The organism is Streptomyces avicenniae (assembly GCF_000719135.1).
Taxonomy (GTDB): Bacteria; Actinomycetota; Actinomycetes; order Streptomycetales; family Streptomycetaceae; genus Streptomyces; species Streptomyces avicenniae.
On record NZ_JOEK01000001.1, the window covers coordinates 101165 to 115808 of the forward strand.

Sequence of the window (14644 nt, forward strand, 5' to 3'; positions counted from 1 at the left end):
CCCGTCCCGTTCGTCACCGCCGCCGCGGGCGTCACCGGGGCGCGGTGCCGGGCGGTGGTGTGACGAGGCCCTGGTCGATGAGGCTGCGCGCGGTGTCGAGGAGCGTGTCGGCGGCGGGCCTGGGCCGCCAGCCGAGGACGTCACGCGCCTTGCTGTCGTCGAGGTGCCGGACGACGCCCGCGTTCGCCGCGGCGTCCCGCAGGCGCGGCGTGAAGCGCGCCAGGAGCCGCAGCGCCCAGGTCGGCAGGTCGCGGGTCGGGACCCGCCGCGCCGCAGGTCCGAGGCCCTGGCGCAGCGTCAGCGCGAGCGCGTGCAGCGGCTGCGTGTCGCCCGAGGCGGCGATGAAGCGCTGGCCCGCCGCGCGCGGGTCGGTCATGGCCAGCAGGTGCAGCTCGGCCGCGTCGCGGCTGTCCACGACGGCGAAGCGGACCTTCGGCGTGCGGCGCATCGTGCCGTCCAGGAGTGCTTTGACGAGGCCGATGGAGCGGGCGAGGTCGGGGCCGAGGACGGGCCCGAAGATGCCCGTGGGGTTGATGACCGTGAGCGTCATGTCCCCGCCCTCGCGGTCCATGAGGTCCCACGCCGCCCGCTCGGCGAGCGTCTTGGACCTGACGTAGGCGCCGACGTCGGCGCCCGTGTCCGTCCAGTCGTCCTCGGTGAAGGGCCGGTCGGTCGGGGGGTGGCCGTAGCCGATGGCGGCGAACGAGGACGTGACGACGGCGCGCCGGACACCGGCGTCGCGTGCGGCCCGCAGGACGCGCAGGGTGCCCTCGCGTGCCGGGCGGACGAGGTCGTCCTCGTGCGCGGGCGGCGTGGCGGGCAGGGGGGAGGCGACGTGCAGCAGGTACGCACAGCCCTCGGCGGCCTCGGCCCAGCCGTCGTCGCGGGTGAGGTCGGCGACGGAGAAGGAGAGCGGGGCGTCCTCGGGCACCCCGGCGGCGGCCACGGCCAGGCGCGCCCGCCGCTCCTTGCCCGGGGCGCGGACCGTGGCGCGCACGGCGTACCCGCGCCGGAGTGCCTGGGCGACGCAGCGGGTGGCGAGGAAGCCGGAGCCGCCGGTGACGAGGACCGTCTCAGCCGTCACGGGAGGCTTCTCCCCCCGGTCTCCCCGGTCTCCCCGGTCTCCCCGGCGCGCGGGACGTGCCGTTCCTGCTGCGGCGGCGGTGGCTCGTGTCGCAGAAGGGGAACGTCTTGCTGCGGCGGCAGGTGCACAGCGCGACCACGGGGCGGTCCGAGCGGGTCACCGAGCCGTCCTCGGCGACGTACTCGACCGGGCCCTCCACGAGGACCGGCCCGCCCGGCTCGATGGACACGCGGCACGCGGGGCGTCCGGCGCCCTCGGGCTCGGGCTCGGGAAGCGGCAGGTCAGGCGACGCGTTCGGCGCGGACAACGGCCAGTTCCTCCCCGTCCTCGCCCGGCAGCAGCAGCCCCTGGGCGCGCAGCCACGCGGCGCGCTCCCGCATGACCGGCCCGAACGGGATGCGCCGCCGCTCCGTGATCGCGGCCCGCAGGCCGGACGACTCAAGCACCCCGGCCGTCCGCTCCGGGTCCGACAGGCCGGAGTGCACGATCAGGACGACGCCGCCTGGCCGCAGCAGCGGCGGCACCGAGTGGCAGAGCCGGTCGAGGATCGCGCGCCCGTCCCGGCCCGCGTCCCAGGCCAGCGCCGGGCCGCGCCGGGGCAGGCGGGGGTGCGGCGAGGGGACGTACGGCGGGTTCGCGAGCACGAGGTCGAAGGTGCGGCCGGTGACCGGCGCGAACAGGTCGCCGCGGTGCACGCGCACCCGGCGGCGGGCCAGCAGCGCGTTGAGCCTGGCCGTCATGACCGCGCGGCGTGACGCGTCCACGGCGGTGACCCGCGCGGAGCCGAGCCGGGCCGCGGCCAGCGCGAGGGCGCCCGACCCGGTGCCGACGTCGAGGACGCGCGCGCCTGCCGTCAGGGGCTCCCTGACCAGCGCTTCGAGCAGCAGGGACGTGTCGTCCTGCGGGCGGTAGACCCCGGGGGGTTTGACGAACAGCACGCCGCGCCGGGTACCCCGCGCGGTCGGTCCGAAGCGTCACGCGAGCCCTCACCCCGCCGGGCACGGACGGCCATCTCCCGTTCATCTGCCCGCATGTAATGTCACGCCATGACGACGAGATTCACTCTTTCGGACGGTATCGAGCTGGCCTGCTCCTCGGTCGGCGACGGCCCGCTGATCATCCAGGCGCACGGCATGCTGATGAGCCGCGCCGTCGAGGACGCCATGGATCTCTTCAGCTGGGACCCCGTCCGCGCCCTGCCCGGCCGCCGTTTCTTCCGGTACGACGCGCGCGGCCACGGCGACTCGGCCGGGCGGCCGGAATCGTCGGACTACACGTACCAGACGGTCGCCCAGGACCTCCTGGAACTGCTGGCCCACCTCAGCCCGGAGCGTCCCGTCACGGCCGTCGGCGCGTCGCTCGGCTGCGCCGCCGCGCTGACGGCGGCCGTCAAGGCGCCGGAGCGGTTCGCGCGGCTGGTGCTGCTCGTCCCGCCCACCGCGTGGGGCACGCGTCCGGCGCGGGCCGACGCGTTCAGGACGGCCGCGCAGCTGGTGGACGAGCGGGGCCCCGCCGCGTTCGACACGGCGTTCGCCGCCGCGCCCGTACCGGCGTCGCTGGCCGGGGCGCCCGGCTACCCGCCCCGGTCGCTCGGCGTCCACCCGGACGTCCTGCCCGCCCTGCTGCGCGGCGCCGCCCGCTCCGACCTGCCGCCGCACGAGGCGCTCGCCGCCGTCCGGGTGCCCACGCTCGTCCTCGCCTGGGCCGACGACCCGGTGCACCCCGTGTCCACCGCCGAACAGCTCGCCGAACTGCTGCCCGACGCACGGCTGCACGTCTCCCCCGACGCCGCCGACATCCGCACCTGGGGCGAGCGGATCGCCGCCTTCGCCGACGCCTGAGGCGCGCGGACCCGGCGCGGCGGCGAATCCCCGGTGACGGCGCGGGGAACGTTCGCGCCGCCCCCTCGTCACGGCACGGACCCGCCCGGATACTCACGGATGGCCGCACCGTCCATGCCGTCCCTGGAGGCACCGTGGCGCACGTCCCCCCGTCCCCGCTCCCGCTCCCGCTCCCGCTCCGGCCGATCCGCCGCCGGACCCTCGGCGCCGCAGCCGCGGCGGCCGGGCTGCTCACCGCCGGTACCACGCTGCCCGCCGCTGCGCACGGCCGCGCCCGCCCACCCGCGCCGTTCCCCCGCGCCCACGCGCACAACGACTACGAGCACCCGCGCCCCCTCCTCGACGCCCTCGACCACGGCTTCGGCAGCGTCGAGGCGGACATCTGGCTGGTGGACGGGCAACTGCTCGTCGCCCACGACGCCGTGGACCTCGACCCGGCGCGCACGCTCGAAGCCCTCTACCTCGACCCGCTGGCCGCCCGCGTCCGCGCGGGCCGGGGCGCCGTCCACCGGGGGTACGGGCCCGACTTCCAGCTGCTCATCGACATCAAGACGCCGGGCGACGCGACCTACCGCGAGCTGTCGCGGCGGCTGCGCCCGTACCGCGCGCTGTTCAGCTCGGCCAGCCGTGGCCGGGTGCGCACCGGCGCCGTCACCGCCGTGATCTCGGGCGACCGGGCGGCGCGCGCGCCGATGGAGGCGGAGCGGGTGCGGTACGCGTTCTACGACGGGCGGCCCGAGGACCTGGGCAGCGGCGTGCCCGCGTCGTTCATCCCGCTGATCAGCGCGAACTGGACGAGCCTGTTCACCTGGCTGGGGAGCGGCCCGTTCCCCGAGGCAGAGCGCGCGGCGCTGCGCCGGTACGTCGGCGCGGCGCACGCGGCGGGGCAGCGCGTCCGCTTCTGGGCGACGCCCGACCTGCCGGGCCCCGCGCGCGACGCGGTGTGGCGCGAGCTGCTGGCGGCCGACGTGGACCACCTCAACACCGACGACCTCCCGGGCCTCGCCGCCTTCCTGCGGCAGCACGACTGATCGTCAGGAAACCGTCAAGGGGAACGGGGGGAAGTCCTCAGCCGGGGTCCGCATCGTGGGCGGCGTAACGACCACGGGCACGACCACGGATCTCCTCGGGAGGACTTCGCCATGGGCACCCTTCTCCACCGGCTGGGGGCGCTGGCCGCCAGACGGCACCGGCTCTTCCTCGTCGTCTGGCTGGCCGCGATCGGCGCCGTCGTGACGGCGGGCGTGACCGGGGCCGGGGCCTTCGAGTCGAGCGGTTCGCTGCCCGGCTCCCCCGCGCAGCTCGCGCAGGAGCGGATGGAGGCGCACTTCCCGCCGCCCGGCGGGCACACGGCCCAGCTCGTGTTCCGCGCCGCGCCCGGCCGGGCGCTGACGGAGCCGGGCGCGCGGGACGCGGTGGTCCGTGACCTGGCCGCCGTGGCGGCGGTGGACGGGGTGGCGGCCGTGAGCGACCCCCTCGCCGAGGGGGGACGGCTGTCGGCCGACGCGACGGTGGCCGTCGCCGAGGTCGCCCTCGCCACGCCCGCCTCGGCGACCGTCCCGGGCGCGACCCTCGACGCGCTGGGCGACGCGACCGGCGCCGGGGAGGCGGTCGGCGTGGACGTCGTGCTCGGCGGAGAGGTCTTCGAGGAGGAGGCGTCCGCGCTCGGCCCGGCCGAGATCGCGGGCGTCGCGGTGGCGGCCGTGATCCTGGTGATCACGTTCGGCGGGCTGCTCGCCGCCGGGCTGCCGCTGCTGACGGCGGTCGCCGGGCTGCTGATCAGCGTCACCGGGCTCGTCGGCCTCGCATCGCTCTTCGGCATCTCGGAGAACGCGCCCACGCTCGCCGCGATGCTCGGGCTCGCCGTCGGGATCGACTACGCGCTGTTCGTCGTCTCGCGGCACCGGGCGCAGCTCGCCGCCGGGGTGGCGCCGCGCGAGTCGATCGCGCTCGCCAACGCGACGGCGGGCGGGGCGGTGTTCTTCGCCGGGGCGACGGTCGTGGTGGCGCTGCTCGGCCTGTCCGTGGCGGGTGTGCCGATGCTGACGTCGATGGGCGTCGCCACGGCGGCGGCGGTCGCCGTCGCGGTGCTCGCCGCGCTCACGCTGCTGCCCGCGCTGCTGGCGCTGGCCGGTGACAGGCTGACGCCCAGGCCCGGGTCACGGGCCGCCGGGCGCGCCACCGGCGGCACGGCCAAGCCGCCGCTCAGCGTGCGCTGGGTACGGACGGTGACGCGGCACCCGGTGCGCACCGTCTGCGCCGTGCTCGCCGTGCTCGGCGCCGTCGCGCTGCCCGCCGCCGAGCTGCGGCTCGCCCTCACCGACGCCGGCTCCGAGCCGTCGTCGGCGCCGAGCCGGGTGGCGTACGACCTGATCGCGGACGCCTTCGGCCCCGGCGCGAACGGCCCGCTCGTGGTGCTGGTCGAGAGCGACGCCCCCGGCGACGCGGCGCGGGCCGCCGAGGAGGTGACGCGGGCCCTCGACGGCTCGGAAGGCGTCGCCGGGGTCAGCGGGACGCAGGCGACGCAGGACGGCCTGGCGGCCCGGATCGTCGTGACGCCGGAGACCGGCCCGCGCAGCGCGGAGACCGGGGAGCTGGTCGGCGACATCCGCACGGTCCTCGAACGGTTCGACGGGCGCCCCGGCGTGACGGCGGCCGTCACCGGCCTCACCGCGGTCAGCATCGACGTCTCCGACCGGCTGAGCGGCGCCGTGCTCCCCTTCACGATCGTGGTGGCCGGTCTGTCGATGCTGCTGCTCCTGGTCGCGTTCCGGTCGGTGGCCGTCCCGGTGAAGGCGACGGTGGGCTTCCTGCTGTCGGTCGCGGCGGCGTTCGGCGCGACCGTGGCCGTCTTCCAGTGGGGCTGGCTCGCCGGGCCGCTCGGGCTGGCCGAGGTCGGGCCGGTGGCGAGTTTCACGCCGATCATCGTGATGGCCGTGCTCTTCGGACTCGCCATGGACTACGAGGTGTTCCTCGTGTCCGCGATGCGCGAGGAGTACCTGGTGGGGGCCGGCGCAGCGGACGCCGTCGAGCGGGGCGCGCGGCAGGCGGGACGGGTCGTGGTGGCGGCGGCGCTGATCATGGTGGCCGTCTTCGTCGGCTTCTTCTTCTCGCACGACGCGACGATCAAGGCGATCGCGTTCGCCCTGGGCGTGGGCGTGCTGGCCGACGCGTTCCTCGTGCGGCTGACGCTCGTCCCGGCCGTGCTGGCGCTGCTCGGGCACCGCGCGTGGTGGCTGCCGCGGTGGCTGGACCGGGTCCTGCCGCGGCTCGACGTCGAGGGCGGCGGGCACTCGCGCCCCGGCGCGGCGAGCGAGCATGCTGGACCCGCGCCCCTGACGCCGGTCGGTTGACCGGCGCGGCGGGGACCGAACACGGAGGGGGACGTGTGGACATGCGAAACGGCGGCGGTGGGGACGGCGCGGCGCGCGACCGGGTCCTCGTCGTGGACGACGACCAGGGCATCAGGACCCTGCTGGACTCCGCGCTGACGTTCGCCGGGTTCGCCGTCACGCTCGCGCAGGACGTCGGCGGCGCGTTACGCGAGATCACGCGCCGCCCACCCGACGTCATCGTCCTCGACGTGATGCTGCCGGGCAGCGACGGGTTCGACGTCCTCCAACTCCTGCGGGGACAGGACGTGCGCACCCCGGTCCTCTTCCTCAGCGCCCGCGACGCGGTCGAGGACCGGGTGCGGGGCCTGCGGCTCGGCGGCGACGACTACGTCACCAAGCCGTTCAGCGTCGTCGAACTCGGCGCGAGGCTGCACGCGTTGCTGCGGCGTTCCCGCGAAGGCGCGGCGGGGGCGGGGGCGGCCGGGGCGGCGGCCGACGAGGAACGGCCGCGCTGCGCCGACCTCGTCATGGACCTGCGGCGCCACGAGGTGCGCCGCGGCGGCCGGTTGATCGCCCTGTCCCCCACCGAGTTCCGGCTGCTGGCGTACCTGCTGCGGCACAGCGGGCAGGTGCTGTCCAAGAGCCAGATCCTGGAGGCCGTCTGGCAGTACGACTTCGGCGGCGGCTCGGTGGTGGTCGAGCGGTTCATCTCGAACCTGCGCCGGAAGATCGACGACGGCCGCGCGCCGCTGATCCAGACCGTGCGGGGAACCGGCTACACGGTGCGCGAACTCCCGGAGGACTGAGCCGACATGGCCGCGCGCCTCCCCCGCCCGCGGCGGCCGTCCAGCCTGCGGCTGCGCGTGCTGTCCGGGCTCGCCGCCCTGCTCGTGCTCGGCCTCGGCACGACGGCGGCGGCCGGGGCCTTCGTCTTCGACGAGTACCTGCGCAGCCGCGCGGAGCGGACGCTGGCCGCCAACTCCGAGCGGGTGCGCGCCCTTGTCGCGACGGGCCCGCAGACCGTCAACGGCGACCAGCTCGCCGCCGTCATCGGCCCGCCGCTCGGCATCGTCGCGCTCGACGCGGACGGCACGGCCCTCGACCACGCGGGGACGACGGCGAGCGCCGCGGCGCTGATCGGCGCCGGGGTGCGCGCCGCGCCGCCGGGCGAGACGGTACGACTGCGGGTGGAGGGGCACGAGTTGCTGGCGCGTGGCCTGCCGAGCCCCGGCCTGACCGTCCGCTCGTCCGACGAGCCGGACGCGCACCCCACGACGCTGGTGCTGGTGATCGACGCGTCGGTGGACGACGCGACCATCCGCTCCCTCATCCTGCGCCAGGCGGGGATCGTCACGCTGGCGCTGGTCTGCCTGCTCGGCCTCGCGGTCGTCGTGCTGAACGTGGGCCTGCGCCCGCTGGCCCGCATGGTGCGCAGCGCGGACGCCATCGCGGCCGGGCGGCGCTCCGAGCGGATGCCGCTGGCCGGGCGGCACAGCGAGATCGACGACCTGGCGCGCGCGGTCAACGACGCGCTGGACGCGCAGGCGCGTGCCGAGGAGCGGGTGCGGTCGTTCGCCGCCGACGCGTCGCACGAGTTGCGCACCCCGCTCGCCACGATCTCGGGCTGGCTCGACCTCTACCGCCAAGGCGCGCTCTCGGCAGAGCAGTTGGAGGCGGCCGTCGCGCACATCGACGACGCGGCGGGCCGGATGCGGCTGCTGGTGGACGAACTGGCCCTGCTGGCACGGTTCGACGCCGGGCGCCCGATCGGCCGGGACGCCCTCGACGTCGCCGCGCTCGTACAGGACGTCCTCGCCGACGCGCGGGTGATCGACCCGCACCGCGGGTTCGGCTACGAGGGCCCGGCGGGCGTGTGGATCAAGGGCGACGCGGCCCGGCTGGCACAGGTGTTGCGCAACCTCGTCGGCAACGCGGCGCAGCACACGCCGGACGGCACCGCCGTGCGGGTCGCGCTGTCGGAACGGCCCGACGGCGTGCGGATCGCCGTGTCGGACGACGGTCCCGGCATCCCGGCCGCGCATCTGGAGCACGTCTTCGAACGGTTCTGGCGCGGCGACCCGAGCCACAGCCGGGCCACGGGCGGCTCAGGGCTCGGCCTGGCCATCGTGCGCGCCATCGTCACGGCCCACGGCGGGCGGGTGGGCGTCACCTCGGTGGCCGGGAGCGGCGCGACCGGGCCGACCGGCACGACCGTCACGGTCGAGCTGCCGCGGGCGGCGCGGCGGCCCGGCCCCGGCCCGTCGTCGTGACGGTCTCGTGGGCCGGGGGCTGCGGCGCGCGCACCGTGGGGGCGCGGACGGGCAGTTCGTCGATCCACGTGTAGCGCGTGCCGCCGCCGCGGGTGGCGCGCAGCTCGTACAGGCCGGGCGCGGGCCGGGCGCCGTCCTCGGTCCTGGCGGCCAGTATGAGCGGCGCCCGGTCGGTGATGACCAGGTCGATGGTCCGGCCGTCGCGGGGGCCGCCCTCGAAACGGACGCGGATCACAGGGGGCGTCGCCATGGGCGCCAACCTACCGGCGGGCCGACGCGCCGGGCGGCGCTCCCGAGCCGCCTGCCGCGCCGTGCGGCGGGCCCGCGGGGCGTGCCGTCACCCGGACGAGTTACGGCGCGGCGCGCGGTACCGTCTCGCCCGTCCGCCCGCGCGCGGGGGCGTACGTCCGTACGATCGTTCGTTATCGACGACTGAACGGAGCGCACTGTGCGGAGAGTTGGCGGCCCGTCGCGTGGCCGGAGACGAACGGCCCGTTCCCCGTTACTGCACCGGTTCCGGGTGCTGCCGCTCGCGGTGGTGACGGCGGCGTGCCTCGCCGTGCCCCTGGCGCCCGCCGCCTCCGCCGCGACCCCGGCGGCGCACGACGACTTCAACGGCGACGGCTTCGCCGACGTGGTGGTCTCCCATCCGCTGGCGACGGTCGGCGGGCAGGCGGGGGCGGGCGCCGTCGTCGTGCTGTACGGCTCGGCGAACGGGCTGGGCGCGGCGCGTTCCACCGTGATCACGCAGGCCAGCGCCGGGATACCGGGCGCGGCGGAGGCGGCCGACCGGTTCGGCGCGGCGACGGCGAGCGCGGACCTGGACCGTGACGGCTACGCCGATCTGGTCGTCGGCTCGCCGACCGAGGCGGTCGGCGGCGTCACGGCGCGCGGCGGCGTGACCGTCGTGTGGGGCGGGCGGGGCGGGCTGTCGGGCGGCGTGGTGCTGGCGGAGAGCACGGTCCCGGCCGGGAGCTGCGCGTTCGGCGAGACGGTCGCGACGGGCGACGTGAACGGCGACGGCGCGGCGGACGTCTCGGTCGGCTCGCACTGCTCGACGCACCACTACCGCGGCCCGTTCACCCGCGCGGGTGGCGCGGCGACGCACGCCGTGGACACGGCGCTGGGCGCGACCGGCTCGGGCGTGACCGTCGTCAGCGGCGACCTCGACGGCGACGGGGCGGACGAGCGTGTCCTCCTCCCCGGCCCCACGGCCGCCGACCCCGGCGGCCGGGTCCTGGTGGACGACTGGCGGCAGAACGCGGCCGTCCGCACCACGCTGACGGCGGCCGACGGCGTGACCGGCGTCATCGGCGACGTGAACGGCGACGGCTTCGGCGACCTCGTCCTCGGCGACCCGGCCGATCCGCTCGACGGCAAGACCACCGGGCAGATCGGCGGCGAGGTCACCGTCTGGTACGGCGCGCGCGGCGGCATCGACCCGGCCCGCGCCCCGACGCGGCTGCGGCAGGGCTCGAACGGCATCCCGGGCTCGGGCGAGCTGGGCGACGCGTTCGGCGCGTCACTCGGCGTCGGCGACACGGACGGCGACGGCAGGGACGACGTCGTCGTGGGCGTGCCGGGCGAGGACATCGGCGCGGCCGAGGAGGCGGGCGGCGTCGTGCTGCTGCGCGGCACGGCGTCCGGGCTGACGGGCGCGGGCGCGACCGCCGTGCACCAGAACTCGGCGGGCGTGGACGGCGCGGCGGAGTACTGGGACCTGTTCGGGCAGCGCGTCAGGCTCGCCGACGTCAACCGCGACGGGCGGGCCGACCTGACCGTCGGCGTGCCGGGCGAGAACGCGGAGGGCTGCTCGTGGCACGCGGCGTCCGGCGCGGCGGGCGTGAGCACGGCGGGCTCGTTCGGGGTGTGCGCGAGCGCGCTGAGCGGCTTCACGGCGGACGGTCCAGGTCTCGGCGAGGTGATCGCGCCGTAGCGGCAAAGGCCGGGGGGCCGGTCAGCTGTCGCCGGGCGGCTCGGCGGTCGTCGTCTCCAGGTCGATGACCATGAAGTTGGCGCCCTGCGAGTCGGCGACGGCGGCGTAGCGTCCGTACGGGCTGTCCATCGGCCCGTCGATCAGCCGCCCGCCGAGCCCCCGCGCGGTGGCGACGGCCGCGTCGCAGTCGCCGACGCCGAAGAAGACCTCGATGTGCGCGGCGATGTCGGCGGGCGCGTCGGGCGGGAAGCGGTAGCGGCCGAGGGCAGGGCCGCCGTCGAGCTGCCACAGCGCGTAGTCCACCGAGGGCGGGCCCTCGACGGCGATGGGCTCGAACGGGAAGACCTCGGAGAAGAACGCGTCGGCCGCCGCGCCGTCCCGCGTGTACACCTCGGCCCAGGCGTACGCGCCCGGCTCGAACCGCCGGGCGAAGCCCTCGTGCGTGCCGGGCTCCCAGACGCCGAAGACGACGCCGCCGGGGTCGCGGGCGACGAGCATGCTGCCGAAGTCGCCGACGAGCATCGGCTCGACGAGGACGTCGCCGCCCGCCGCGCGGACCCGGTCGGCGGCGGCGGGGACGTCCTCCGAGGCGAGGTAGAGGTTCCAGGCCGCGGGGGCGATGGCGCCCTGGCCCGGCATCTGCGGCGCGAGCGCGGCCACGGCGGCGCCGTCGGCGTACGCCTGCGCGTAGCCGCCGAACTCGTCGGCGGCGCGGTCGAACGTCCAGCCGAAGAGCTGCCCGTAGAAGCGCTTGCCCTCCTCGACGTCCGGCAGCGTCACGTCGGCCCAGCAGGGCGCGCCCTCGCGGATGTCAGCCATGCCTCGTGCCTCCTCGTCGTGCGCCCCCTCCTCGCTTCCACGCTAGAGGCGCGCGGCGGATCACGCAGCGCGGGCGGTCAGCGGGTACGGCCGCCGACGAAGCAGCCGTGCGAGCAGATCCACAGGACGAAGCGGTGCCCCCACCGGTCGCGTACCGTGCCCGCGCGCCGCCCCGAGGCGCCGAGGCGGCGTCCGCAGCGGATGCAGGCGATGCCCATCTGCTGGGTCGGGGATAACCGGGTCATGTCCGGGACGTCACGCGTCCCTGAGCCTTCCGCAAACACCGAAGCTGCCTCCTCCGGCCGACCTGGGCCGCCGGGCGGGACCACCCGGCGGCTGAGGAGACAGATACCCCGCCGCGTCCCCGTTCCACCGCGCCGGAGGCTCCCTCCCCACGCGGCGCCGAGGAGCGCGCGGACCGCCGCCGCGTCGGCGGCCCGGAGGAGGCGGGACGGCACGGAGCGCTTCACCCGGCGGGACCGTTTCCTGGGGACGGTGCGCGGCAAGAGCGTTCTCGACGGCCGGTCGTGTGGAGATGATCAAGCTGAAGGTGAACGGGGCGGACCTCGGCCGCGCGCTGCGGGCGCGCCGCAAGGAGACGGGCCGCACCATCGCGGCCGTCGCCGTGGACGCCGGACTCTCTGTGCCCTACATCGCCAACCTGGAGAACGGCCGGGGCAATCCCACACTCGCCGCCCTCGACCGCCTGGCCACGGCCCTCGGCACCCGGCTGACCGTCGAGCTGGCCCCGGCCGCTGACGTCACCGAGCCCGCCGACGCCCCGGGTGACCCGGCCGCGCGGCTCGCCGCCTCGCCGCGCGCCCGCGACGTCGCCGCGCTGCTCGCGGCGGACGGCCGTACGTCCGCCGCCGAGGTGACGGCCGGGCTCACGTCCGCCCTGCGCGCCCTGGCCGGGCTCGCGGGCGCCGCCGCCACCGAGCGGGACCTCGACCGCCTCCTCGACCTGCTGCTGCTCGCCCGCCGCCCGGCCCCCTGAGAACCGCGAACTCCCCTGCCCCGACGGTGTATCCAGCACCACCCCCGGCGGTACGGAACACCCCACCCGTCCGGGCCGTGGACCCCGTGTGCGGCGCCGCCGCGAACCCTACGTTCGTAGGTGAGGCGCCACGGGGGTGCCGAAGGAGGCGGAGGACGATGTTCCGACACGAGCGGGCCCCGGGGTCGGCGCCCGGCCCCGAGGCCCTGCGGCTGGTCAAGGTGAGCAAGACCTACGGGACGGCGGAGAACGCGGTGACGGCGCTCGACGACGTCACGCTCAGCCTGCCCGCCGGGAGCTTCACCGCCGTGATGGGACCGTCGGGCTCCGGCAAGTCCACGCTGCTCCAGTGCGCCGCGGGACTCGACCGGCCCGACCAGGGGATCGTCGTCGTGGACGGCGCGGAGATGACGGCCGGGGGCGAGGCGGAGCTGACCAAGTTCCGCCGGTCGCGGATCGGCTTCGTCTTCCAGCAGTACAACCTGCTGCCGACGCTGACCGTGCTCCAGAACACCCTGCTCCCGTTCAAGCTCGCCAGGCGCCGCCCCGACCGGGCCGGGGCCCGCGAGATCCTGGGGCGCGTCGGCCTCGGCGACCGGCTCGGGCACTACCCCGACGAGCTGTCGGGCGGCCAGCGGCAGCGCGCCGCCATCGCCCGCGCGCTGGTCACGCGGCCGAGCGTCATCTTCGCCGACGAGCCGACCGGCGCCCTCGACCTGCGCAGCGCCCGCGAGGTGCTGGCCCTGCTGCGGGACGCGGTGCGCACGCACGGCAGGACCGTCGTCATGGTGACGCACGACCCGGTGGCGGCCTCGTACGCGGACGCCGTGGTGTTCCTCGCGGACGGGCGGCTGGCCGGATGGATGCACGCGCCGACGGCCGACGCGGTCGCCGAGCGGCTGGCGCACCTGGGCGACACCGTGGATGCGGAGGTCTGAGCGATGTTCATGCTGGCCATGCGTTCGGTGCGCAGGCGCCCCGGACGGTTCGCGGGGACACTGCTGTCCGCCTTCCTCGGCGCGGTGATCACCATGGCGTTCAACTCGATGCACGACACGGCGGGGGGCGCGGGCGTCGATGACAGCAGCGCGGAGACGCTGGGCCTGTCGGGCGGCGTGGTCGGCGGCTACAGCACGCTGCTGGTCTTCTTCGCCGTCGCCTCCACCCTCACGGTGAACGTCCGCCAGCGCACGGACGAGATCTCCCTGCTGCGCAGCACCGGCGCCACGCCCGCGCAGATCAAGCGCATGGTGACGGGCGAGGCCGCCGTCATCGCGCTGGTCGCGGCGATCCTGGCGATCGTGCCCGCCATGCTGGCGGGGAACGCGCTGCTGGAGATGTTCAAGGACACCGACCAGGTCGCGGCGGGCGTGGACTACGTGTTCGGGCCCATCGCGCTCGGCGCCGGATTCGGCATCACGCTGCTGGCGTCGGCGGGCGCGGCCTACCTCGCGGTGCGCAGGGCGACCAGGGCGGCGGCGGGTGAGCGCGCGCCGCGGGCCAGGATGCGGACGATCGGCGGCACCCTGGCGCTGCTGGCGGGGATCGGCGGCATCTCCTCGACGTTCGCCATGGAGGGCGACGAGCCGGTGCTGATGATGGGGCCCGCGTACGGGGCGATCCTCCTGTCGGTCGGCTTCGCCGCGTTCTCGACGGGCCTGCTGCGCGCGCTGCTCGTGCTGGTGGCGCGGCCCCTGGGCCTGCTCACCGGGGGCAGCGGCTACCTGGCGGTGAACGCGCTGCGGCGCCGGGCGGAGCACCAGGCGGGCATCCTGATGCCGCTGATCCTCTTCACGGGCATCGGCTTCGCGACCCTGTGCATCCAGGCGGTCGAGTCGGCGGCGATCGACGCGTCCGGGCTGGTCAAGTCGGTCGAGGACAAGAACGTCGAGACGCTCAACACGATCGTCGTCGGCATCATCGTCGCCTTCTGCTGCGTGATGCTGATCAACAGCCTGTACGCGGCGACGTCGTACCGGGTGAAGGAGTTCGGCGGGCAGCGGCTGGCGGGGGCGACGCCGCGTCAGGTCGTCGGCGGGGTGGGCGTGGAGGCGGCGCTGCTGACGGTGACCGGCGTCCTGTTCGGCACGCTCGCCGGGTACGCCGGGCTGCTGGCCTTCGTGTCGGTCAGGACCGGGGCGGAGATGCCGGGGAGCGGGCCGCTGATCTGGGCGGGCATCGTGGTGGTGGGCGCGGCGGCGACCATGCTGACCACGCTGCTGACGGCGCGCCGCGCGCTGCGCGTCCCGGCGGTGGTGGCCGTCGCCTGAACCGGACGCCACGCCTGCGACGCGTGCGGTGACCGCCGGGCCCCGGCGGTCACCGCACGCGGGTTTCTCCTGGGACCATTCCTTCGAGCTGC

15 protein-coding genes are annotated in these 14644 nt (G+C 76.3%); 9 read left to right on the forward strand and 6 right to left on the reverse strand.

Features of this window, described 5'->3' with window-relative positions; all coding sequences use genetic code 11:
- Nucleotides 1-31: 31 nt before the first annotated feature.
- Genes IF27_RS00510 through IF27_RS00520 form a run of 3 tightly spaced genes read right to left on the reverse strand, consistent with a single transcriptional unit; the run spans nucleotide 32 to nucleotide 2022 of the window.
- Nucleotides 32-1084, reverse strand: a complete 1053-nt coding sequence (locus tag IF27_RS00510) for an NAD-dependent epimerase/dehydratase family protein (protein ID WP_052847221.1) — start codon at nucleotides 1082-1084, stop codon at nucleotides 32-34.
- Nucleotides 1074-1391, reverse strand: a complete 318-nt coding sequence (locus tag IF27_RS00515; protein WP_420821965.1) for a CDGSH iron-sulfur domain-containing protein — start codon at nucleotides 1389-1391, stop codon at nucleotides 1074-1076. Before IF27_RS00515 ends, IF27_RS00510 begins: the two co-directional genes overlap by 11 nt.
- Nucleotides 1366-2022 carry a HemK2/MTQ2 family protein methyltransferase gene (locus IF27_RS00520; protein ID WP_052847222.1) on the reverse strand — a complete coding sequence of 219 codons (657 nt, stop codon included), beginning with the start codon at nucleotides 2020-2022 and terminating at the stop codon, nucleotides 1366-1368. The genes IF27_RS00515 and IF27_RS00520 overlap by 26 nt, the downstream gene beginning before the upstream one ends.
- A gap of 108 nt (nucleotides 2023-2130) precedes the next feature.
- On the opposite strand from IF27_RS00520, the gene IF27_RS00525 reads away from it, so the two are divergent.
- The 5 genes from IF27_RS00525 to IF27_RS29795 all read left to right on the forward strand — a co-directional run bounded on the left by IF27_RS00525 (nucleotide 2131) and on the right by IF27_RS29795 (nucleotide 8530).
- Nucleotides 2131-2925, forward strand: a complete 795-nt coding sequence (locus IF27_RS00525) for an alpha/beta fold hydrolase (RefSeq protein WP_052847223.1) — start codon at nucleotides 2131-2133, stop codon at nucleotides 2923-2925.
- Nucleotides 2926-3110: 185 nt separating this feature from the next.
- Nucleotides 3111-3956, forward strand: a complete 846-nt coding sequence (locus tag IF27_RS00530; protein ID WP_052847856.1) for a phosphatidylinositol-specific phospholipase C/glycerophosphodiester phosphodiesterase family protein — start codon at nucleotides 3111-3113, stop codon at nucleotides 3954-3956.
- A gap of 111 nt (nucleotides 3957-4067) precedes the next feature.
- Nucleotides 4068-6278 (forward strand): MMPL family transporter, encoded by a 2211-nt coding sequence (locus IF27_RS00535; protein ID WP_052847224.1) that lies wholly within the window; start codon nucleotides 4068-4070, stop codon nucleotides 6276-6278.
- Nucleotides 6279-6319: 41 nt separating this feature from the next.
- Nucleotides 6320-7066 (forward strand): response regulator transcription factor, encoded by a 747-nt coding sequence (locus IF27_RS00540; RefSeq protein ID WP_052847857.1) that lies wholly within the window; start codon nucleotides 6320-6322, stop codon nucleotides 7064-7066.
- Between the two features lie 6 nt (nucleotides 7067-7072).
- On the forward strand, nucleotides 7073-8530 hold the full coding sequence (locus tag IF27_RS29795) for a sensor histidine kinase (RefSeq protein WP_110945399.1): 1458 nt from the start codon (nucleotides 7073-7075) through the stop codon (nucleotides 8528-8530).
- On the opposite strand, the gene IF27_RS00550 is transcribed toward IF27_RS29795, so the two are convergent.
- Nucleotides 8475-8780, reverse strand: a complete 306-nt coding sequence (locus IF27_RS00550) for a hypothetical protein (protein ID WP_052847225.1) — start codon at nucleotides 8778-8780, stop codon at nucleotides 8475-8477. The two genes, IF27_RS29795 and IF27_RS00550, sit on opposite strands and share 56 nt — an antisense overlap.
- A 270-nt stretch (nucleotides 8781-9050) precedes the next feature.
- Between IF27_RS00550 and IF27_RS00555 the strand changes: the two genes are divergently transcribed.
- The gene (locus IF27_RS00555; protein ID WP_052847226.1) at nucleotides 9051-10466 is read left to right on the forward strand and encodes an FG-GAP repeat domain-containing protein; all 1416 of its coding nucleotides are present in this window, start codon (nucleotides 9051-9053) and stop codon (nucleotides 10464-10466) included.
- A 21-nt stretch (nucleotides 10467-10487) separates the two neighbouring features.
- Here the strand turns inward: IF27_RS00555 and IF27_RS00560 are convergent, their stop codons facing one another.
- Complete coding sequence (locus IF27_RS00560; RefSeq protein WP_052847227.1) at nucleotides 10488-11285, reverse strand: VOC family protein; 798 nt, start codon at nucleotides 11283-11285, stop codon at nucleotides 10488-10490.
- Between the two features lie 77 nt (nucleotides 11286-11362).
- Nucleotides 11363-11530 (reverse strand): hypothetical protein, encoded by a 168-nt coding sequence (locus IF27_RS30730; RefSeq protein ID WP_190232739.1) that lies wholly within the window; start codon nucleotides 11528-11530, stop codon nucleotides 11363-11365.
- Nucleotides 11531-11820: 290 nt separating this feature from the next.
- Here IF27_RS30730 and IF27_RS00565 point away from each other — a divergent pair, with 290 nt between their 5' ends.
- The 3 genes from IF27_RS00565 to IF27_RS00575 all read left to right on the forward strand — a co-directional run bounded on the left by IF27_RS00565 (nucleotide 11821) and on the right by IF27_RS00575 (nucleotide 14552).
- Nucleotides 11821-12282, forward strand: a complete 462-nt coding sequence (locus IF27_RS00565; protein WP_190232740.1) for a helix-turn-helix domain-containing protein — start codon at nucleotides 11821-11823, stop codon at nucleotides 12280-12282.
- A gap of 158 nt (nucleotides 12283-12440) precedes the next feature.
- A complete protein-coding gene (locus tag IF27_RS00570; RefSeq protein WP_052847229.1) occupies nucleotides 12441-13220 on the forward strand; it encodes an ABC transporter ATP-binding protein in 780 nt (259 codons plus the stop codon).
- A 3-nt stretch (nucleotides 13221-13223) separates the two neighbouring features.
- The gene (locus IF27_RS00575) at nucleotides 13224-14552 is read left to right on the forward strand and encodes an FtsX-like permease family protein (RefSeq protein ID WP_052847230.1); all 1329 of its coding nucleotides are present in this window, start codon (nucleotides 13224-13226) and stop codon (nucleotides 14550-14552) included.
- Nucleotides 14553-14644: the final 92 nt, after the last annotated feature.